Annotated in this window: 17 protein-coding genes and 1 tRNA gene; 15 read left to right on the top strand and 3 right to left on the bottom strand. The window is 69.6% G+C overall.

Annotated elements, in window-relative coordinates:
- Positions 1-189: 189 nt before the first annotated feature.
- Positions 190-1,851, bottom strand: a complete 1,662-nt coding sequence (locus O2L52_RS13655; protein WP_270116123.1) for an HNH endonuclease signature motif containing protein — start codon at positions 1,849-1,851, stop codon at positions 190-192.
- Between the two features lie 393 nt (positions 1,852-2,244).
- Here O2L52_RS13655 and O2L52_RS13660 point away from each other — a divergent pair.
- From O2L52_RS13660 to O2L52_RS13700, 9 genes are all read left to right on the top strand, one after another.
- A tRNA-Leu gene (locus O2L52_RS13660) sits at positions 2,245-2,327 on the top strand.
- A 237-nt stretch (positions 2,328-2,564) separates the two neighbouring features.
- Positions 2,565-4,220 carry a sensor histidine kinase gene (locus tag O2L52_RS13665; RefSeq protein WP_270116124.1) on the top strand — a complete coding sequence of 552 codons (1,656 nt, stop codon included), beginning with the start codon at positions 2,565-2,567 and terminating at the stop codon, positions 4,218-4,220.
- On the top strand, positions 4,220-4,651 hold the full coding sequence (locus O2L52_RS13670) for a roadblock/LC7 domain-containing protein (RefSeq protein WP_270116126.1): 432 nt from the start codon (positions 4,220-4,222) through the stop codon (positions 4,649-4,651). Before O2L52_RS13665 ends, O2L52_RS13670 begins: the two co-directional genes overlap by 1 nt.
- Positions 4,651-5,022, top strand: a complete 372-nt coding sequence (locus O2L52_RS13675) for a DUF742 domain-containing protein (RefSeq protein WP_270116127.1) — start codon at positions 4,651-4,653, stop codon at positions 5,020-5,022. The genes O2L52_RS13670 and O2L52_RS13675 overlap by 1 nt, the downstream gene beginning before the upstream one ends.
- On the top strand, positions 5,000-5,593 hold the full coding sequence (locus O2L52_RS13680) for a GTP-binding protein (protein ID WP_270116128.1): 594 nt from the start codon (positions 5,000-5,002) through the stop codon (positions 5,591-5,593). The genes O2L52_RS13675 and O2L52_RS13680 overlap by 23 nt, the downstream gene beginning before the upstream one ends.
- 10 nt (positions 5,594-5,603) lie before the next feature.
- Positions 5,604-6,155 carry a GAF domain-containing protein gene (locus O2L52_RS13685; protein WP_270116130.1) on the top strand — a complete coding sequence of 184 codons (552 nt, stop codon included), beginning with the start codon at positions 5,604-5,606 and terminating at the stop codon, positions 6,153-6,155.
- 129 nt (positions 6,156-6,284) lie between these two features.
- Positions 6,285-8,024, top strand: coding sequence for a bifunctional metallophosphatase/5'-nucleotidase (locus O2L52_RS13690; RefSeq protein WP_270116132.1), 1,740 nt, complete (start codon positions 6,285-6,287; stop codon positions 8,022-8,024).
- A 155-nt stretch (positions 8,025-8,179) separates the two neighbouring features.
- The gene (locus O2L52_RS13695; protein WP_270116134.1) at positions 8,180-8,965 is read left to right on the top strand and encodes a Bax inhibitor-1/YccA family protein; all 786 of its coding nucleotides are present in this window, start codon (positions 8,180-8,182) and stop codon (positions 8,963-8,965) included.
- A 95-nt stretch (positions 8,966-9,060) separates the two neighbouring features.
- The gene (locus tag O2L52_RS13700; RefSeq protein ID WP_270116135.1) at positions 9,061-9,273 is read left to right on the top strand and encodes a hypothetical protein; all 213 of its coding nucleotides are present in this window, start codon (positions 9,061-9,063) and stop codon (positions 9,271-9,273) included.
- Positions 9,274-9,432: 159 nt separating this feature from the next.
- Here O2L52_RS13700 and O2L52_RS13705 read toward each other — a convergent pair whose 3' ends face one another.
- Complete coding sequence (locus O2L52_RS13705; RefSeq protein ID WP_270116138.1) at positions 9,433-11,586, bottom strand: FUSC family protein; 2,154 nt, start codon at positions 11,584-11,586, stop codon at positions 9,433-9,435.
- A 57-nt stretch (positions 11,587-11,643) separates the two neighbouring features.
- Between O2L52_RS13705 and guaA the strand changes: the two genes are divergently transcribed.
- Positions 11,644-13,188, top strand: a complete 1,545-nt coding sequence (gene guaA / locus O2L52_RS13710; RefSeq protein WP_270116139.1) for a glutamine-hydrolyzing GMP synthase — start codon at positions 11,644-11,646, stop codon at positions 13,186-13,188.
- Positions 13,189-13,380: 192 nt separating this feature from the next.
- Positions 13,381-14,298: an NUDIX hydrolase gene (locus O2L52_RS13715; protein WP_270116141.1), complete on the top strand. Its 918-nt coding sequence runs from the start codon at positions 13,381-13,383 to the stop codon at positions 14,296-14,298.
- A 188-nt stretch (positions 14,299-14,486) separates the two neighbouring features.
- Here O2L52_RS13715 and O2L52_RS13720 read toward each other — a convergent pair whose 3' ends face one another.
- Complete coding sequence (locus tag O2L52_RS13720) at positions 14,487-15,737, bottom strand: phosphatidylserine decarboxylase (RefSeq protein ID WP_270116142.1); 1,251 nt, start codon at positions 15,735-15,737, stop codon at positions 14,487-14,489.
- Positions 15,738-15,974: 237 nt separating this feature from the next.
- On the opposite strand from O2L52_RS13720, the gene O2L52_RS13725 reads away from it, so the two are divergent.
- The 4 genes from O2L52_RS13725 (at position 15,975) to pcrA (ending at position 21,478) form a co-directional block, all read left to right on the top strand.
- On the top strand, positions 15,975-17,102 hold the full coding sequence (locus O2L52_RS13725; RefSeq protein ID WP_270116143.1) for a Cys-Gln thioester bond-forming surface protein: 1,128 nt from the start codon (positions 15,975-15,977) through the stop codon (positions 17,100-17,102).
- A gap of 428 nt (positions 17,103-17,530) precedes the next feature.
- Positions 17,531-18,652 carry a Cys-Gln thioester bond-forming surface protein gene (locus tag O2L52_RS13730; protein WP_270116144.1) on the top strand — a complete coding sequence of 374 codons (1,122 nt, stop codon included), beginning with the start codon at positions 17,531-17,533 and terminating at the stop codon, positions 18,650-18,652.
- A gap of 279 nt (positions 18,653-18,931) precedes the next feature.
- Complete coding sequence (locus tag O2L52_RS13735; RefSeq protein ID WP_270116146.1) at positions 18,932-19,195, top strand: chorismate mutase; 264 nt, start codon at positions 18,932-18,934, stop codon at positions 19,193-19,195.
- Between the two features lie 54 nt (positions 19,196-19,249).
- Entirely contained in the window at positions 19,250-21,478 is a 2,229-nt protein-coding gene (gene pcrA / locus O2L52_RS13740; protein ID WP_270116147.1) for a DNA helicase PcrA, read from the top strand.
- The last annotated feature ends 64 nt before the right edge of the window (positions 21,479-21,542 follow it).

A 21,542-nucleotide genomic window follows, 5' to 3' on the forward strand; every position in this document is an offset into this window, starting at 1 on the left:
GCGACAAAGGGTGGGGGAGGGGTGGGACGCGCTTCGGGCCTTCGGCTCGGACCCGGGTCCGAGCGGCGAGGGGGTGGGGGAGGGGCGGGCTGCACTCCTCCGGCCCGGCCGGGCGCGGGCTCAGGCCGGCAGCGACGAACGGGTGGGGAAGGGGCGGGCTGCGCTCCTCCGGTCCGACCGGGCGCGGGTTCAAGCGGGCAACGACGAAGGGGTGAGTGGAGGGGCGGGGGCGGACCGTGGCGGCCGGGTCCGATCGGGCTCGCGTTGCCGAAGCGAGGCGGTGCGGTCCCTCCCGGGCGACCTAGACGAACCCCGGACATGCTGAGGGGCCCGGTCCCCCTTGGGAATCGGGCTGCGCTGGCTTCGACCTGCGCTCCCCTCAGCAGTCGCCCGCTGAGGGCAGGTTAAGAACGGGGAATCGCCCGGGTCTTCCCGCATCACCACGGGTGCCACGTGGGCCATCTCCTTGGCGGGCACCGTCTCCCGGAGACGCTCCCTGGTCTTGACGATCGTGGCTTCCATGCTCTTCTGGGCATACCAGGCGGCATAGTCGGTCAGCTCACGTCGATACGTAGGCGACCATTCCGAGGAGTCATGTCCGTTCGGCAAATCCTTGAAGAGGTCCGCTTCCCATTCCTCATCAGTGCAGCCAGTGCGCTTGTGCCGGATGGAGACTTGACCAGGACCGGTTTTCGCTATGTCCCATTTATTCGTATGAATCCGACCGTGATGGAACCTGCAGAGGAGCACGAGGTTCTCGGCGGTCGTCGAACCTCCGTCTGCCCAGTGCTCCAGGTGATGTGCCTCGGTCCAGGAGATGGGGGCGCGGCAACCGGACCAGGCGCACCCTCCGGGCTGCTCGAGTTCGAGCTTGTGGCGGAGGGCCGTGTTGGGGAGGCGCTTGGCTCGGCCCAGTTCGATCGCTTCGCCGGTGCTGTAGTCGAAGACCGAGGGGATGATCCCGGCTTCGCAGGCGAGGAGGCGGGCCTTGGCGACGGAGATGGGCTTGCCGTCGAGCATGGGGAGCCGACCGGTCTTCTCACCGCGCAGGGTTGCGAGGTCGCAGGTGAGGTTCAGGGTGGCGGTGTGGCCGTGGCGCTTGGGGGCCGAGGGGTCGGTGCCGTAGGCCGCTGCCATCTGGTGCAGTGCTTCGGCATTGCGGCCCGAGACTCGGGGGAGCAGGCCATCGGAGTCCCTGTCCTCTTGGCGAGGCGGAGGAACGGCGGTCTTCAGCACGTTGCTGATGAGCTTCCCGGTGTCATCGGTGAGCAGGCCTTCGATGTCCCACATGCCATCAGGGCGCTGGTTGACCTCCAGCCAGGCGAGGGACTGCTGGCTCAGCTCGTCGAGGAGCGACTGCTGGTCGAAGAGTTCGGCGCAGATGCGGTCGAGGTGCTCGGCGAGCTCGGCCCGGGTGGAGTGGATGCAGTACTCCCGGATCAGCTCCTCAGGAGTCCGGCAGAGCGTTGCGCCGTAGGGGGACTCGACCGGGGCGGGGTAGGGGACCCGGGAAAACACGGTCAGGCCTTCTCGTTCGATGCGCCGCATGGCGTAGGCGATCGCGTCGATGCGGGCAGTCCCCGCGAGGGCGGCCTCGGTGAGGTGCTTGAACTTCGGAGAGAGGCGGGCAATGGAGGCGATCTGGCCCGCGCAGGCCTCGTTGAGACTGAAGGATTCCTTGATCCAGTCGCGAATGCCGGAGAAGCCGTCGCATTCCTTGTGGAGCCCCTGAGAGGTGTAGGCGATCACTGCTCGCAGGAGATTGGCCTCGACTGCGCAGAGCTGGGTGGTGAGGGAATCGATCTGGGGGCGCAGGGCTGCTGCCTGTGAGTTTCGATCGGTGCCATTCATCCTGCTCACCCCCTTAGGAGTTATCCGATTGTCGTTGTGGCGGTTATAGATCAATGATGACAGGTATTGGTGGTGATGTCATCACTCGGACGGGTGAATTATAAGTCCATAATGGATCGAAAGGTCCCACAATCATTGTTGGGGGCCGAAGTTGGACCCGCCCCGCATACTGCCTCTTTGTCGCCGCCGCTTGAACCTTGTGTACAACGAACCGAATGTCGAAGTGGGACAATGGAAGCACTCCCACTTGTCGCTGCCGCCTGAACCGCAAGGGAAGTGGACCGGGAACTGTCGGGATCACGACACTTCAGTGTTCCCTCAGGTGAACGCATGGGGCGGGCAAGTTGGGGGGTCCATCACGGTCCGATTCCCGCTAGCGTGTCAGGCATACGGGCCCGAGTGGTGGAATCTGGTAGACACAGTCGGCTTAAAACCGGCCGTCGTGAGACTTGCGGGTTCAAATCCCGTCTCGGGCACGGGCGACGCGGGGTCGGGCGGATGGTGGGGCGCCCGGACCGTACGGCCGGTGCCGGGAGGCCCGTTCGGGTTGAGGCTGTTGACTGTTCTTGGGAAGCCGTGCTATCCAATACCTGAGCATTGGTACCCTTCTGTTCGAACCAGTCGGCATGGTTCCACAGATTCCCCTTGTGCTGCAATAGTTCTGAATCTTTCCGATTGCACGGTGTCGTCAGGCCTGTGTCGTAAGGATGGCGATGCCCGAAACATCTCGGACCACAACCCAGACTTATCAGCCCGAAGCGCCGCACGCTCCGGACTCCGGCGGGCCCGATCTCAAGGCCCGTCTGCTGCGCCTGGGTCTCCTGCCCTTCTGCGCCGCCGTGGTCGCCAGCGCGGGCGTCGCCGTCTTTCTCTCCCAAGGAGAGTCCAGCCTCGCCCCGCTGGTCTACGCCTCGGCCGCGGTCCTGCTCCTCGTCGTCGGGTACTTGACCCTCATGTCGGCCACCAAGATCGACGCCGACCTCGGACGCCGCATCGGATCCGTGCGCAGGTCCACTGTGGAGACGCATTACAAGGTCTGGCAGGCCCTCGACGACCTGCAGCGCCTCCGCCCGGTCGAGCAGCGCTGGTCCGTGCCGCTGCCTTCTGGGGGCGAGATCGCCGCGACCACCGATGAGGCGATCAGCCAGCTCGCGGAAGAGACCCGCCACCTGCGTGCCGCTGCGGAAGCGATCGTGGCGCGGGGCATTCCTGCTGCGCCGCCGCGCGTGATCGCGCCGCCGCCGCAGCGGCCGGCGGTCGCCCCGCCGCCTCCTCCGGCGCCCGCCGCCATCGCCGCGCACGCCCGGATCGGGATCTTCGTCAGCCTCGCCCGGCGCATCCAGCCGCTGGTGCACAAGGAGATCATCGAACTCGACCACCTGGAGAAGCAGGTCGAGGACCCCGATCTTTTGAAGGGGCTCTTCCTGGTCGACCACCTGGCCACCCGCATCCGCCGCCACGCCGAGAACCTCGCCGTCCTCGGCGGCGCGACCCCGCACCGGCAGTGGAGCCGCCCGATCAACGTCTACGAGATCCTGCGCTCCGCAGTGTCCGAAGTGGACCAGTATGCCCGCGTCAAGCTGGTGCTCCCCATCAAGGGCACCGTGCAGGGCCATGCGGTGGCCGACCTCATCCACCTTGTGGCCGAGCTGGTCGAGAACGCCACGGTCTTCTCCGACCCCAACACCACCGTGCTCATGCGCGTCTCGCGGGTCCGCACCGGCCTCGCGGTCGAGGTCGAGGACCGCGGCCTGGGCGTCGAGCAGTCCCAGCGCGACAAGTACAACCGGATGCTCGCCGACCCCGAGGGCACCGACCTCGCGGCGCTCCTGGACGACGGCCGCATCGGCCTCTATGTGGTCGCCTCCCTCGCGCACCAGCACCGCCTCACGGTCCAGTTGCAGGGCAACATCTACGGCGGCACCCAGGCGGTCCTCATCATCCCCGAGGAGCTCCTCGGCGACGTCCCGAAGCTCGAGCCCGCGGCGATCGCCGCGCCGCCCGAGCCGAAGCCCCCGGTCGTCCAGATGCGCGCCCTCCCCACCGCGGGCACCGGCCACCACTCCGGCGCGATCCCGGTCCCCCGCATGGTCCCGGTCAAGCACGACACCGACGCCCTGCCGGTCACCGCGGAGATGCCCGCCGTCGACGGTCCCCGCAACGGCGACCGACCCGACCTCCCCAAGCGCCGCAAGCAGTCCCACCTCGCACCTGAGCTCCGCGACACCCCCCGCACGGGCCACCGCCTCGAGGCCGGCCACGACCCGGGCCTGATGAAGGCCTTCCAGCAGGGCCAATTGCGGGCGGGCGGATACGACGAAGCCCCGATCCCCACATCGGATCACCAAGCGACGAATGAGGAGTCCTAATGGCAGGCGACGAGGTTGCGGCGACATCGGATCTGAGCTGGCTGCTGGCGAGCCTGGTCAAGAAGGTCCCGCACGCCCGCAGCGCCCTCCTGCTGTCCTCGGACGGCATGAAGAAGGCCCACCACGGCCTCAGCGTGGACCAGGCGGACCAGCTCTCGGCGATCGCCTCGGGGATGTTCTCGCTGGCGCGCAGCGCGGGGTCGCAGCTCGGCTCGAACGGCATGGTGCGCCAGGTGATCGCGGAACTCGACGACACGCTGCTGTTCGTCTCCACCGCCGGCTTCGGCGCGGTGCTGGCGGTGACGGCGGGCCGGGAGGCCGACGCGGGCACTGTCGGCTACGAGATGTCGGTGCTGGTGAAGAGCGTTCGGCCGCACCTGGAGACGCCGATGCGCCGGGCCTACTCGGCCAACGGTGAAATGGTGGGCTGATGCCCCGTTTCGAAGAGGAGCGCCTGCTGGACGAGGACGCCGGGCCGCTGGTCCGCCCTTACACGGTGAGCGGCGGCCGCACCACTCCGACCGCGGCGTTCGACCTCCTGTCGCTGGTCCGCTCGACGGGCCGGATGCGCCCCTCGCAGCTGGAGGCCGAGCAGGCCGCCGTGCTCCTGCTCTGCCACGAGCCGGTGTCGGTCGCGGAGATCGCGGCGCACCTGCGCCTCCCGGCGATGGTCGTCAAAGTGCTGCTCTCCGACCTCGTGGAGGACGGCGCGGTCACCGCGCACGCGCCCGAGGCCGCCCTCGACCCTACGGACCTGAACCTTTTGGAGGCACTCCTCAATGGCCTACAGCGGCGACTCTGAGTCGCCCGCACGACCCGTCCCCACCGCGATCAAACTCCTCGTCGCCGGCGGGTTCGGGGTCGGGAAGACCACCTTCGTCGGCGCGGTCTCGGAGATCGAGCCGCTGAGCACCGAGGAGACGATCACCACCGCCTCGATCGGCGTCGACGACCTCACCGGGGTGGGCGCCAAGACCACCACGACGGTGGCGCTCGACTTCGGCCGCGTCACCCTCGACGCCGGCCACACCCTGTACCTGTTCGGCACCCCCGGCCAGGACCGGTTCTGGTTCATGTGGGACGAGCTCTCCGACGGGGCGTTCGGCGCGGTCGTCATGGCGGACACCCGCCGCCTCGCGGACTGCTTCAACGCGCTCGACTTCTTCGAGCGGCGAAAGACCCCGTTCATCGTGGCGGTCAACGTGTTCGACGACGCGTTCCACTACGACCCCGAGGAGGTGCGCGTGGCCCTGGACCTGGGCCCGCACGTCCCGATCGTCTCCTGCGACGCCCGCGACCCCCGTTCCGCCACCCTGGTGCTGGTCACCCTGACCAAGCACCTGATCTCGACCGCCACCACGGTCGCCCGATAAGGAGAACACCATGACCGACCTCGAGCACGAGTTCCGCCTCACCATCACCCCGAGCGACCCCGACGGCTCGAAGCGGGCCGCGAAGCTGCAATACTGGGGCGCGCTTCCCGAGGCCGACCCCGAGTACGACGACGTGGCGAAGGAGCTGCTGGAGCTGACCGGCGCGACCTGGTCCGGGGTCAACTTCGTCGGCGAGGGCCAGAACCAGTTCTTCCCCGGCATCGCCGGCCCGGGCACCGAGTCGGTGGACGGCAAGGAGCCCGAGATCGGGCGCGAGATGCCGGCCGAGGCCGGGTACTGCGTGCACGTGGTCGCGCGCGAGAAGGCCATGGCGCTCAACAACGTCCTGGACTACTCGCGGTTCGCGACGAACCCGGTCGTCGACGCCCTCGGGATCCGCGCGTACATGGGCGCGCCGCTGGTCGACAGCGACGGGCACACCATCGGCACCGTGTGGGTCATCGACAACAAGACCCACGAGTGGACGCAGGACGACGTCGACGCGATGAAGGCCGTCGCGGCGCGGGTCATGAAGCGCATCGAAGAGCGCAGGCCCCACTAGGGTCTCGGGGCCTTGACCTCGGCTTTGTGAAGCCGTTATGTTCAGTTGACCCGGGCGCAATCGTCCCATGATTGGATCACGATCGGGTGATTGCGCCCGCCGTCCCCCGAGCCCAGTCCCTGGAGAGCAATGAAGCCCAAACACAAGCGCCTCGCGGCGGCGGGTGCCGCCGCGGCGCTCGCCGCGACCACGCTCGTTGTCGGCGCCTGGTCCGCGAACGCCGGCCAGGCGAACCACGGCCGCGAGATCGACATGCAGCTGCTGGCGATCAACGACTTCCACGGCCACGTCGAGGCCTCCTCCGGCGACACGTACCCGGTGGACGGCGTGAACGTCCCCGCAGGCGGCGCCGAGTACCTCGCGGCCCACCTCGAGCAGGCCCGCGAGGGCGAGCGCTACTCGACCACTGTGGCCGCCGGCGACCTCATCGGCGCGAGCCCGTTCATGTCGGCGATCTTCGACGACGAGCCGACGATCGAGTCCCTGAACGCCATGGGCGTCGAGGTCTCCTCGGTCGGCAACCACGAGTTCGACGCCGGATTCGACGAGCTGAATCGCATCATCGAGGGCGACGAGGACTTCGAGGGCGCGGACTTCCCGTACCTCGGCGCGAACGTCGTCGACGAGGCCACCGGCAAGACGGTCCTCGACCCGTACTGGGTCAAGGACTTCGGCCGCGGCGTCAAGGTCGGCTTCATCGGCATGACCCTCGAAGGCACCGGCGACATCGTCTCCAAGTCCGGCATCGAGGGCCTGGAGTTCCGCGACGAGGTCGAGACCGCGAACAAGTACGCGAAGGAGCTCAAGCGCAAGGGCGTCAACTCGATCGTGGTCCTGCTCCACGAGGGCGGCGTCCCGGTCGCCGAGGACACCGGCCACGACTGCGAGTCCCTGGACGGCTCCGGCGTCGGCATGTCCGGCCCCATCGTGGACATCGCCGAGACCATGACCCCGCTCGTGGACATCCTCGTCACCGGCCACACGCACCAGGAGTACGTGTGCTCGGTGCCCGACCCGGCCGGGAACCCGCGCATGGTCACCTCCGCGTCGTCCTACGGCCGCGTGTTCACCCAGATCGACGCCACGTACGACCGCCGCACCAAGGACATCGTGCGCTCCTCGGTCACCGGCTCGAACACCGTCGTCACCCGCGACGTCGACCTCGACGCCTTCGAGTCCGACGACGCCCAGTCCGACATCATCGCCGAATACGGCCCCGCCGCCGAAGAAGCCGGCGGCCGCCTGGTCGGCTACATCGCCGAGGACATCACGCGCGGCAAGACCCGCGCCGAGGAGTTCCCGCTCGGCAGCCTCATCGCCGACGCGCAGCTGTGGAACACCGCCGGTGCCGACACCGGCGGCGCCGAGATCGCCCTCCTGAACCCCGGCGGCGTCCGCGACGACCTCCTCGTCGACGAGGGCGTCAAGGGCGAGGTCTCCTACCGCGAGGTCTTCGACGTGCAGCCGTTCAACAACTACGTGGTCACCCTCGACATGACCGGCGCGCAGCTCCTCAAGGCGCTCCAGCAGCAGCTCCCGATCCCGGGCGGCCGCTCCACGACGCTGCAGCTCCAGGTCTCCGAGGGCTTCACGTACACATGGGACAAGACGAAGACCGGCCCCGACCAGATCGTGGCCGGCTCGCTGACCCTCAACGGCGAGCCGATCGTCGCCGACCAGACCTACCGGGTCACGACGAACTCGTTCCTCGCCGAAGGCGGCGACTCGTTCACCGCGTTCACCGAAGGCGCGAACACGCTCTTCGGCGAGCTCGATGTGGACGCCTTCGAGGACTACATCGCCGAGTTCGGCACCGCCGGGGCGCCGCTGCAGGCGCCCGAGCTCGGACGGGTCACAGTGATCTCCTAGCAACCTGAGCGGATTCACAGCGGCGGAGCAGCGGAATGCTCCGCCGCTGTGTCGTGTTTGAGGCGGTGACCGGATAAGCTCGGAATCACCCTTGAAATTCCAACGGAGGACCGCAGGTCATGGCAATGCAGAGCAGGAACTCATCCCTTCGAAATATGGTGAAGACCCAGTACAACGAGCAGCACATGGGTGCCGCGTACGGGCCTTACGGGCAGATGACCCAGGCTCCGCAGGCTGAGACCATGCGGATCGACGACGTCATCGTCCGCACTGTGGCCCTCGTTGCCGCGACCTTCGTCGCGGCGATCTTCACGTACTCGATGGTCGCCGACGGCATCGCGAACAACGACTCGGACGCCATCGGCACCGCCATGATGCTCGGGACGATCGGCATGGTCGTGGGCCTCGGCATCATGATCTTCTCGATGTTCAAGCCGGTCACGAACCCGTTCGTGGCCTTCGCCTACGCGATCGGCCAGGGCCTCCTCCTCGGCGGCGTCTCCGCCGTGTTCGAGCAGCAGTGGCCCGGCATCGTCGTGAACGCCCTCCTCGCGACCATCCTCGTGTTCGGCGCGATGCTGGCCCTGTTCAAGTTCCGCATCCTCAAGAACTCGCCGATGTTCACCAAGGTGATCGTCGGCGCGGGCATCGGCATCTTCGCCCTCTCGATGGTCAACCTCATCGCCAGCGCGCTCGGCGTGGACCTCGGCCTGTTCGCCGCTCCCGGCGAGTCGGTCTCGGCGCTCCAGTGGATCATCGCGATCGGCATCACCCTGTGGGCCGCGTTCTCGTTTATTCTCGACTTCGACATGATCGAGTACTCCGCCGCGCACGGCGCCCCGAAGAAATACGCCTGGGCGGGGGCCTTCGGCCTCACCGCGGGCCTCATCTTCCTGTACTGGAACCTGCTTCGCCTCATGTCTTACTTCCAGGGCGACTAATCACATTGAGCACTGCACTCGAGCGGGCGATCGGGCGTGTCGTAGAAGGCACGCGCCACTGGTCGCCCGCTCGTTGGTCTGCTAAGGCCGTACCGATGCACCGCCTGGTCCAGACCCTCGCGGACCTCGCGGCCGACGCCGAGGGGCAGCCGCGGCGCACAGTGCCGCGCCTGTCCAACGACACGCACCTGCCCGACCAGCTCCAGGTGGTCGGGCTCGACCTCCTCGAGTACGAGTCGAAGCTCACCGAGGAGCAGCGTGCAGCCGCTGAAGCGGCGATCCAGCGGGCCCGGTCCGCGCTGTTCTAGGGCCTGTCCTGTGCATCAGACCGGTCGTTATCCGGCCCGTTTGCCCGCTCGCTGCGTTGTCGGCCCTCCAGATACAACACCGGTATCTGGAGGGCCTTCCGCCTTGCGGGCGAACAAACGGACTCGGATACCGCCGCTCCCTGATACACAGGACAGGCCCTAGCCCGCCCCGTTCCACCCGGCCATGAGCAGGGCCGCGTCGTCGAGGGCTTCCACCACGTTGTCGGACTCCCAGCGCAGCACGCTGCGCCGCGTCCGCGTGTCGCGGTCCTCGATGGCCGCGAGGCGGTAGTCGAGGCGCTGCACGGCCTCGCTGAGGTCGATGCCGCGCGGCGGCGCGTCGCCGCGGGCCAGCGCGGCGAGCCGCAGGTAGGCCGTGTCGAGGGAGTCCGCGAACGCGTCGACCCCCGCGAGGCCGTTCGCCTGCTCGTCCCGGCCCAGTGTCGCGTTCACGGCGACCAGTGCCCTTGCGGCCCTTGACAATGCCGCTTCAGCACCGAGTGCGTCCGCCGAGAGCGGGCCCGGTCCGGCGACGGGTTCGGCCTTGGCCTGGTCGGCCGCGCTGGTGAGGGCGGACCGGCGGGCCCTGATCCGGTCGATGGCGGCGTGCATGACCTTGCGGTCGTAGTCCGCCGGGTGGGCCTGGCGGTCGAGGGAGAGCCGGGCGTAGTCGCGGTAGGCGTCGACGAGGTCGCCGAGGAGGTCGCCGAGGCGGCGGGTCTGCCAGGTGGGGGCGAGCGCGTAGAAGCCGATCGCGAGCCCTGCGCCGACGAGGGTGCAGGCGCCCCGGTCGAAGGCGGCGGCGATGGGGCTTTCGCCGGAGAGGTCGATCTGGAACACGGTGAATCCGGAGACGGCGGCGGCGAACACGAGCATCGAGACGGGCCGCGTCAGGTAGGCGATGAGGGCGTAGGCGAGCACGATGAGGCTCAGCCACAGCTGGTCCTGGGGGAGCAGGAGTCCGAGGAGCGAGGCGAGGACGACGCCGCCGGTGGTGCCGACGGCGCGGGTGACGCCGCGGGTGAGGGTCCCGGCGAAGTCGGCTTGCAGGACGAGCCAGGCGGTGAGCGGGATCCAGTAGCCGTGGTCGGTGGGCCAGGCGAGGCCGATGGTCATGGCGAGTGCGATGACGCCGGCGCGGCGCAGGGCGTGGTGGATCACGGGGTCGCGGCGGTGGAGGCGGGCCCGGAGCTGGCCGAGGGCCTGGCGGGCGGTGCTGGTGGCGTGCGCGAGGGCGGGGTCGGGGGGGGCGGGGGCGGCCGCGGCGGGGGGGGGGGGGGGGGCGGCGCCGGGGGGGGGGGGGGGGGGGGGGGCCCCGCCGCCCCCGCCGCCGGCGGTGATGCGTTCGGCGAATCCGCCGGTCTCGTGGAGGGTGCGCAGGAGCCCGCCGATCTCGGTGGGCATGGTGCCGGTGGCGGTGGCCATGGGGTTTTGGGAGAGGCCGTCGAGGAGCGCGTCCCAGTCGAGTTCGGTCGGTTTGCGGGCGGTGATCTGCTCGCCGAAGTGGCCGAGGAGCCGCGCGGCGAGTTCCAAAGCCTCCGAGTAGAACTCGACGGTGTCGCGGTCCTGCGCGTCGGCGCGGGCGCGTGCGGAGGCGACCCGGCCGATCGCGGTGGAGACGGCGTAGATCTGGCGGCGGGCCTCCAGTATCGCCGCGGGCAGGGCCCGGCGGCGGTCGAGTTCCCGGGCGGCCTCGAAGAGCGGTTCGGTGCGGAACGGCGCGTCGGGGTCGGCGGCGAGGCCGTCCGCTTCGGCGGCGAGGGCGAGCCAGGCGTCGGCGAGGGTGCGCCGGTCCTCGGCCCACCGGTAGTACGGGGGCAGGAGCGCCGTCAGCGCCTGCACCGCGCCGCCCGCCGCGCAGGCGACGGCCGCGAGGAGCACTCCGGCGTGGGCGGTGAGGTGGTCGGCGAGGAAGAACATGATGCCGGAGACGGTGAAGGTGACGCCCGCGACGTGTGTGACCGAGCCGATGAACGTGAGCGTGAACGCATAGGCGGCGGCCGCGGCGATGAGGATGAGCGGGTCGCCGATGGAGCCGAGGACGACCCCGAGGGATCCGGCCGCGCCGACCAGCAGCGGCAGGGAGGGCCCGGTGCGGGTGCCGGGGGTGAGCATCGCGACGCCGCCGAGCCACGCGCCCATGACCGCGGCCTGCCCCCACGACGGGTGGCCTGCGAAGGCGACGGCGCTCATGGCGGCCGCGATGCCGAACGCGGCGCGCACCGCGAGGACCGGCACGGCCTCGCCCGGGGTCCATGACCGCAGGTCCCGGCCGACCCGGCGGAACGATTCGCGGACCCCAGGGTTGAGCACGTCATCAGGGTAGCCGCGCCTTCCGGTGTGAGGCCCCTTACCGGTTACCCTGGTGGCATGCGACAAACGGTGCTGGTGGTCGACTTCGGTGCGCAGTACGCGCAGCTCATTGCGCGGCGCGTCCGCGAAGCGAACGTCTACTCGGAGATCGTGCCCTCCTCGATGCCCGCGAGCGAGATGCTCGCCAAGGAGCCGGCCGCGATCATCCTCTCGGGCGGTCCTTCGAGCGTGTACGCCGAAGGAGCTCCGCAGGTCGACCGCGCCCTCTTCGAGGCGGGCGTGCCCGTCCTCGGGATCTGCTACGGCTTCCAGGCCATGGCGGCCTCCCTCGGCGGGACCGTCGCCAAGACCGGGCTCTCCGAGTACGGCGGCACCGAACTCGACGTCGTCTGCGCCTCGAAGCTCCTTGCAGGCCTTCCCGAGCACCAGTCGGTGTGGATGAGCCACGGCGACTCCGTGACCGAGGCCCCCGCCGGGTTCGAGGTGGTGGCCCGCACCAACGGCGCCCCCGTCGCGGCGTTCGAGAACCTCGACAAGCGCCTCGCGGGCGTCCAGTACCACCCCGAGGTCGCCCACACCCCGCACGGCCAGGCCGTCATCCGCCACTTCCTGCACGACATCGCCGGCATCAAGCCGAACTGGACGAACTCGGCGATCATCGACGAGCAGGTCGCCGCGATCCGCGAGCAGGTCGGCGACAAGCGCGTCCTGTGCGCCCTCTCCGGCGGCGTCGACTCCTCCGTGGCCGCGGCGCTCGTGCACCGCGCCGTCGGCGACCAGCTCACCTGCGTCTTCGTCGACCACGGGCTCCTGCGCGCCGGCGAGGCCGAGCAGGTCGAGAAGGACTACGCGCAGCTCACCGGCATCGACGTGCGCGCCGTGGACGTCTCCGAACAGTTCCTCACCGCCCTCAAGGGCGTCACGGACCCGGAGGAGAAGCGCAAGATCATCGGCCGCGAGTTCATCCGCACCTTCGAGGCCGCCGCCCGCGAGATCGCCGAAGAGCAGGGCATCGACTTCCTCGTCCAGGGCACCCTGTACCCGGACGTGGTCGAGTCCGGCGGGGGCACCGGCACCGCGAACATCAAGAGCCACCACAACGTGGGGGGCCTGCCCGACGACCTCCAGTTCGCGCTCATCGAGCCGCTCCGCACCCTCTTCAAGGACGAGGTCCGCGCGATCGGCCTCGAACTGGGCCTGCCCGAGGCGATGGTCTGGCGCCACCCGTTCCCCGGCCCCGGCCTGGGCATCCGCATCGTCGGCGAGATCACCCGCGAACGCCTCGACCTGCTCAAAGCGGCCGACGCGATCGCCCGCGCCGAGCTCACCGCCGCCGGCCTCGACCGGTCCGTGTGGCAGTTCCCGGTCGTGCTCCTCGCCGACGTCCGCTCCGTCGGCGTCCAGGGCGACGGCCGCACCTACGGCCACCCGATCGTGCTCCGCCCGGTCTCCTCCGAGGACGCGATGACCGCGGACTGGTCCCGCCTGCCCTACGAGCTGCTCGCGAAGATCTCCACGCGCATCACCAACGAGGTCGCCGACGTCAACCGCGTCGTGCTCGACGTCACCTCCAAGCCCCCGGGCACCATCGAGTGGGAATAGCCTCAGCTCACGCACGGCTCGCAAGTTCCGCCGCTCAGCTCACGCACGGCTCGCAAGTTCCGCCGCTCAGCTCACGCACGGCTCGCAAGTTCCGCCGCTCAGCTCACGCACGGCTCGCAAGCTTCGCCGCTCAGCTCACGCACGGCTCGCAAGCTTCGCCGTGGTGCCGTGATCACGCCGTACAGTTGAGGGATGCAATTCCGGATAGCTGCGTACGGGGAGGTCCGTGACGAGAACGGCCGGGTCCTGCTGACGAGGCGGACCCGCGGACGCGAAGCGGGCCCCTGGCACCTGCCGGGCGGCGTGCTCGACCACGGCGAGCCCCCGAAGCGGGCCGCCGGGCGCCTGGTGCTTGAGCACACGGGCTACGAGGTCGCTGTCGGCGCACCGCTCGAAGCGGTCGCCGTCGCCAGGCGCGGCGTCCACACCAACGCGATCATCTACACCGCGAAGGTCACCGGCGACCCCGGCGACGACTTCGAAGGCGACACCGCCGAATGGGTCGAACCGGCCCGCGCGGCCGCCGAGTCCCATTCGCCGTTCGTTTCCGCCTGCCTGCACCTCGCCGACGACCGCCTCGCCGGCCGCGTCGACAAGGCCCCCCAGGAGACCCGGCCCGTCCCGCCTTCAAAGGCCAAGAAGGGCCGCCGCAGGCGCGGCCAGCGCTTCGGCGCGTACGGGGTCGTCGCCGACGGCGACGGCCGCATCCTCCTCGCCCGCATCGCCGAGGGCTACCCCGGCGGCGGCACCTGGCACCTGCCCGGCGGCGGCGTCGACTTCGGCGAGTCCCCGCGCGCGGCCGTCTCCCGCGAGATCTACGAGGAGACCGGCCAGGAGGCCCAGGTGGGCGAACTGCTCAACGTCACGTCGTTCCGGCACCGCCGCGCGATCGGCCCCGAGGGGTACCCGCTCGACTGGCACGGGGTCCGCGCGATCTATTCGGCCACCGTCGAGGACCCGTCCGCCGCGCAGGTGGTCGAGGCCGCCGGCGGCTCCACCAGCGAGTCGCGCTGGTGGGACGCGGACGCGCTCGACGACCTGCCGCTCTCGGCGGCCGTCGAGGACGCCCTGCAAGTGGTGGACCTGAAGAACCTGGCCGCTCAGGCTTAGAGGGTCCCCGCGTCCCGGGCGGCCGTTGTCCGGCCCGTTTGCCCGCACGCTTCGTTGTCGACCCCCCGATACAACACCGGTATCGGGTGGGTCCTCCGCAGTCTCGGCGACGCTTGCGAGCCGTCAATCGGTTAGCGAGCGAACAAACGGACTCGGATACCGACTCACCGGGGATGCGCGGGGATCCCCTAACGCCACCTGGCGATCACCGTCTCGCCCGCGCGGACGGCCTCGCCGGGGAGGACCGCGGCTTCGGCGGCGCCTGCGGGCAGGTACACGTCGGTGCGGGAGCCGAACCGGATGAGGCCGTACCGTTCGCCCTTCGCCAGGGCCGCACCGGGTTTGGTGCGGTTGACGATGCGGCGCAGGAGTGCGCCGGTGCGCTGGGCGACGACGACGCGGCCCCGCGGCGTGGACACCACGGTGTAGCAGGCGGCGTTGTGCTCGGCTTCGGGCGCGCTCACCTTGGCGTAGCCGCCGCGCTCGGTGAACACGTCCACGACCTCGCCGGCGACGGGCGCGCGGTTGATGTGCACGTCGGTGACCTTGAGGTACGCGCTGACGCGGAGCCATTCGGCGCCGGCGGTGCCGGTGGCGGCGCCGAAGCGCTCGTCGACGACCGTCTCGACGGCGATGATGCGGCCGTCGGAGGCGGCGAGCACCGCTTCCGGTTCGTCGTCCTCGCCGCGCAGGTCCGCTTCGCGCTGCGGGTCGCGGAAGAACGCGGCGACCGGGACGGCGGCGAGGGCGGGCAGGATCCACGCCTTCGAGGAGGGCCGGATCTGCTTTGCGGCCCAGGCGGTCCCGAAGAGCAGCCCGGCGGCGATGACGCCGTTGGAGTCGAGGTGCATCGAGGGCGTGACGGCGACCGAGGAGGCGCGCCAGGCGGGGGCGAGGTCTTCGGCGGGGGCGATCGCGTGCGGTTCGCCTTCGCGTTTTGCGGCGGAGCCGATGCGGAGCTTGTGGATGCGCACGGGTGGGAGCGACCGGACGATGAGGTCGGTGCCGATGCCGTACTCGGCGACGAGCTCGGCGATCTCCTCGCGGGCGGGCGCGGTGAGCGTGGCGGCGAAGGAGAGCACGCCGCCGGGCTCCACTTTCGCGCGCAGCAGTTCGATGTCGGCGATGAACGCCTCGGCCTCGACGGTGACTGGGGAGGCGAGCATGACCTCTTCGGCCGGGTCGGCGTCGGCGAGCGCGGCGACGGCGGTGACGTTCCCGGCGGTCCAGGAGCCCTCGGCCGCGAGCGAGGCCTTCAGGTCCTCAATGGAGACCGGGTCGGCGACGACGGTGAGCCGGTCGGCGGGCATGAGCGCCTCGAGCGCGGCGGTCAGGACCGGGTTCCCCCAGGCCGCGCCCACGACCAGGCCGGTCTTGGGGCCCCTCCGGCGAGCGAATTCGTCGGTGATGCCGCGAGCGGCGGCTTTCGAGATCGGCATGACTCCGACTATAGAGCGCCAGTCTGACGGAGCCGGGCCGCGCTCGCGTGTTGCGCAAGAGCAGGACGCGAGCATTGTCCCGCTTTGGCATCGTACTTTCGGCGGGTTCTGCACATCGTTCGGCCGAGTGGCCGCGCCGTCACTCAGTGTCCCGTCGTTTCCCCTCTTGTCAGGTCGACCCGGCGCTCCACTCACGACCCGCCGCCTCAAGTCCGCTCCCAGGAGGACCGAACCACGATGAGACTCAAGACGATCCGCACTCCGCTCGCGGGAACCGCCGCGCTCCTCGCCGCCGCTCTCATGAGCACGGCCGCGGGCGCCCCCGCCCGGGCCGAGGAGCCCGAGCCGGTCTCCGGCGACATCGTCACCGCCCCCGGCCTGGAGCTGCGCGGGCGGTTCGCGGAGGAACGCTACGACGTGTGGGCGAACGTCCTCGGCCTCAAGCCGCACGGCGGCGAGGAGACGCTCGTCGTCTACTGCATCGACATCCACACCCCGCTCGACACCGAGAGCCCGTACACCGAGGGCGACTGGGAGGAGTCGGAGGTCGCGAACCTCGAAGAGGTCCGCTGGGTCCTGTTCAACGGCTTCCCGAACGTGGGCGCCGAGGAGCTCATCGAGTCCTCCGGCGCCGAGGTGAACCCCGACTGGTCCGATGAGGAGGTCGCCGAGGTCGCTTACGCCGGCACGCAGGCCGCCGTCTGGCACTTCACCGACGCCTGGGACCTCTTGGAGGACAACCCGGTCAAGGGCGGCAACAGCGGCGAGGACGAAGCGGTCCTCGCGGTCTACCAGCACCTGACCGAGGACACCGGGCGCGTCCCGGACCCGTCCGAGTTCACCGTGGACCTGGAAGGCGAGGAGTCGGCGACGTACGCCGACGGGCGCTTCGGGCCCTACACGATCCGCTCCAACGCCGGCCCGGTCGAGCTCACCGCCGAAGGCGGGCGCCTCGAGACCGAGGGCGGCGACGCGGTCGAGTCCCGCAACGACGGCGAGAAGTTCTGGATCGTCCTCGACGAGGACACGAACGAGATCACCGTCAACGGCACCGCCGCCTACGACCTCCCGGTGGGCCGGGTCTTCCTGGCCACCACCGAAGAAGCGCTCTCGGACGACGCGGTCAACCCGATGACCGTGCGCGACTCGCAGAAGCTCATCCTCGCGCAGCCGCGCGAAGGCGAGGTCCCCGCCGAATGGCGCTTCGCCCTCGACGCGCCCCCGGAGGCCAGCGCGCCGCCGAAGCCGCAGCTGCCCGTCACCGGTTCGACCTTGAGCGTCGCGTTCGCGGCGGGCCTGGCGCTCCTGGTCGGCGGCCTGACGGTCATCACGATCGGCAAGCGCCGCAGGGCCTCCGACCACTAGGACCTGAAGGACGCGGGCGTCCGCTTGCCGATGGCGAGCGCCCGCTGCCGCAGGAGCGTTCCGGACCACGTCGAACGGTCCGGACCCGGGCGCGCTCCGCGGTTCCAGGAATGCCCGGTGCATGGTGCGGCCGGGGCTGGGGGAAGCGATCCCCCCTGGCCCCGGCCACTTCCGTCCCACCGGTATCCACTCGTCACCGTCCTTCGCCGACGGCGCGGCCGATACCAAATCGTTATAGTGGCGCGGCTCTCCGGAGCCGCGCCATTTCCGTTGCCGCGCAGTCGAAGTGCAGTTCCGGGATTTCCGGCCGCGAAATGCAACCGGCAGCGGGCCGCTAACGTGTCGCATGAAGAGTCTGTACCGATTTACGACTCGCAAGCACCCCCAGACCGCGTCAATCCCTCGGAAAAGCAAAGGGAATTCAACCAATGATGACCAAAGCCCTGAAGGGGACGATGGCCGCTGCTGCGGGCGTCGCGCTCGGCCTCACCGGCGTCACCGCCGCCCAAGCCCAGGACGAGGAAGCGGGCATCCTCGCCGCCGGCGACGTCGTGATCGAGGACCCGGGCATCCGGCTGAACGGCAAACTGGACGGCCTCGACAAGAAGCCGCACGCCAACATGATCGCCCTCGACCCCGGCGACGGCGAGTACCGCACCGTCTACTGCATCCAGCTCGGTGTCCCCCTCAAGAAGGACAATGCCCACGAAGAGCGCCCGTGGGAGGAGATCCCTGTCGAGGACCTCCCGATGGTCCTCGGCGTCCTCACCCTCGGCTACGACGGCACCAACGCCGGCGAGCTCCTCGAAGAGGCGGGCCTGGCCAGCGACGACTACGGCGACGTCACCCAGGAGCAGCTGGCCTACGCGGCCACCCAGTCCGCCATCTGGTCGCTGACCGACGGCTGGGACCTCAGCACGAGCGACCCGACCGAGGACGACGTCGCCGACGAGATCGTCCCGGCGCTCCAGGAGTGGCTGCTCGCCAACGCCGTGCCCGTCGAGGAGCCTGAAGAGCCCTTCTTCGACTACGACGACACCGACGCCAAGGTCGAAGGCTCCACCGTCGGTCCGTTCACCGTCGACACCAACATCGACTCGCTCAGCTTCGAGCAGCCTGAGGGTGCCACCGTCATCGACGAGAACGGCGAGGAGCTCACCGCCCTCGCCGACGGCCAGGTCTTCTCCGTGAAGTTCGACAAGGCCGAGACCGCCTCGGTCACGATCGTCACCGACACCGTCGAATGGACCACCCAGGCCGGCCGCACTTTCGTCCCGGTCGACGCCGAGGGCGCGAACGTCGAAGGCCAGCGACTCATCCTCGCCGAGGAGTTCACCGAGGAGTTCTACTACGAGATCCCCTTCGAGATCGTCGTCGAAGAGGTCCCGAGCCAGTCCCCGAGTGAGTCCCCGAAGCCGCAGCTGCCCGTCACCGGTTCCAGCCTGACCACCGTCGCCACCGTCGGCGGCGCGGTCCTGCTCGCCGGCGTCGCCGCGATGGTGCTCATGCGCCGCCGCGCCGCCCGCGCGGACTGGGGCTCGGACGCTTAACAGCGACTGAACACTGCGACAAACGCCACACGCCCGCTGGTCACACCGGCGGGCGTGTGGCATACTTGCCGCGTGACTCAGAGCGCGCGATTTTACTTTTACTACGGCCGGACCCGTCCGAGCCGTAGGTCGTCGCGCTGACACAACGACCTACAGGCCCCGGGCGAACAGCCCGGGGCTTTTTTCACGCCTGGGCAGATGTACGGCTCGCAAGCGTCGCCGAGAGGCGGCTCACCCGCCCGGAGTTCGATACCGAATCGCTCTTTAGGAGAAGCCCTGATGACCGCATCCGCTGAAATCGCACCCGACGAACTCCAGGACCTGCGCGTCGAGATCGACGCCCTGGACGCCGAGATCATCCGCCTCTGGCAGCGCCGCGCCGAAGTCTCCAAGCGCATCGGCGAGATCCGCATGGCCAACGGCGGCACCCGCCTGGTCCTGGACCGCGAGCGCGCCATCCTCGAGAAGTACCGCGCCGCCCTCGGCGACGACGGCATCCAGATCGCGATGCTCGTCCTCCGCTCGGGCCGCGGACCGCTCTAAAGAGTGATGCCGCGCCGTGAAAGTGTCATACCCGGCGCGGCATAATTGGTGGCGATGAACGACCTTCTGACCGGCCTCAACGAACCGCAACGCCAAGCCGTCGAGCACGCCGGATCCCCGCTGCTCATCGTCGCGGGCGCGGGCTCGGGCAAGACCCGCGTCCTCACGCACCGCATCGGCCACCTCCTGGCCGAGCGCGGCGCCCACCCCGGCGAGATCCTCGCCATCACCTTCACCAACAAGGCCGCCGCCGAGATGCGCGAACGCGTCGACGCCCTGGTCGGCCCGCGCTCGCGCGCGATGTGGGTGCTCACCTTCCACTCCGCGTGCCTGCGCATCCTCCGTCGCGAGGCGCACCGGCTCGGCTGGAAGTCCAGCTTCACGATCTACGACACCGACGACGCCCGCCGGCTGCTCACCCAGATCGTCAAAGACCTCGGGCTCGACTCGAAGAAGCAGTCGCCGCGCTGGTTCGCCGCCGAGATCTCCCGGCTGAAGAACGAGCTCATCGGCCCCGAAGAGGCCGCCGCGAAGTCGGACGACGCCCGCGGGAAGCTCGTCGCCGACGTCTACTCGCAGTACACCGAGCGCCTGCGCCTGGCACAGGCCGTCGACTTCGACGACATCATCGGGTCCACGGTGCACCTGTTCCAGGCGTTCCCGGAGGTCGCGAAGTCGTACCGGATGCGGTTCCGGCACGTCATGGTCGACGAGTACCAGGACACCAACCACGCCCAGTACACGCTGGTGCGCGAACTCGTCGGCACCGGCGACGACAAGGCCGAGCTGTGCGTCGTCGGCGATGCGGACCAGTCGATCTACGCCTTCCGCGGCGCCACCATCCGCAACATCATCGAGTTCGAGCGGGACTTCCCGGACGCGAAGACGATCCTGCTGGAGCAGAACTACCGCTCCACCCAGACGATCCTCGACGCCGCCAACGGGGTCATCCGCAACAACACCGAACGCGGCCGCGAGAAGCGGCTGTGGAGCGACGAGGGCCCCGGCGGGCGCATCCTCGGGCACACCGGCGACAACGAGCACGACGAGGCCGCGTGGGTCGCCAACCGGATCGACGAGCTCGTCGACGCCGGCGAGACCAGCTTCGGCGACTCGGCGATCTTCTACCGCACCAACGCCCAGTCGCGCGCGTTCGAAGAGGTGTTCGTGCGCCGCGGCATCCCGTACAAGGTCGTCGGCGGCGTGCGCTTCTACGAGCGCAAAGAGGTCCGCGACATGCTCGCCTACCTCAAGCTCACCGCGAACCCCGACGACACGGTCTCCGCGATGCGCGTCGTCAACACGCCCAAGCGCGGCGTCGGCGACCGCGCCGTCGCCGAGATCGAAGCGCTCGCCGCGCGCCTGCGGCTCTCCTTCCCGGCCGCGCTGCACCGCGTCGACGAGGCGCCCGGGGTCTCCGGCCGCGCCCGCACCGGCATCAAGCGTTTCTGCGAGATCATGGACGCCGCAACGGAACTCGCGCGGACCGCGCCGCCCGAAGAGGTGCTCGACAAGCTCATCGGCGACACCGGCTACCTCGAGGGCCTGGAGCAGTCCAAGGACCCGCAGGACGAGGGCCGCATCGAGAACCTGCAGGAGCTCGTGGCCGTCGCGCACGAGTTCACCGAGTCGGTCATGCGCGGCACCACCGAGGACGACGAAGCCGACCTCAACGCCGACGTGCCGTCCTTCCTGGAGCACGTCGCGCTCGTCTCCGACGCCGACTCGATCCCCGACCCCGAGGCGGAGGAGGGCGGGGTCATCACGCTGATGACCCTCCACACCGCGAAGGGCCTGGAGTTCGACACGGTGTTCCTCACCGGTCTCGACGACGGCTTGTTCCCGCACGAGCGGTCCATGAACAAGCCCGGCGACATGGAGGAGGAGCGGCGCCTCGCCTACGTGGGCCTCACCCGCGCGAGGAAGCACCTCCACCTGACGCGCGCCGGGACCCGCAACATCTTCGGGCAGCCGCAGTACTACGCCGCCAGCCGCTTCCTCGCCGAGATCCCCGGGGACCTCATCGAATGGTCGGAGTCCGCGCCGCCGCCGCGCGTGGTGAAGTCGAAGACGACCGCAAACTTCGGTTCGCCGATCGTCATGCGCAACGCCGCGGACATTCCCTCGCTCGACGTGGGGGACCGGGTCACCCACGACAAGTGGGGCCTCGGCCGCGTCGTCGAACTCAAGGGTTCCGGCCCCAGGGCCCAGGCCCGCATCGACTTCGGCGACGGCGAACCGAAATGGGTCATCCTCAGGCTCGCACCGGTCAGCAAATTGTGAGCACGACTCACTGTCGTACCCGTGTGGGATGGTGTCCTTTTCACTGGTAGTGGAGAAGGTGGGA

The organism is Glycomyces algeriensis (assembly GCF_027622855.1).
Taxonomy (GTDB): Bacteria; Actinomycetota; Actinomycetes; order Mycobacteriales; family Micromonosporaceae; genus Glycomyces; species Glycomyces algeriensis.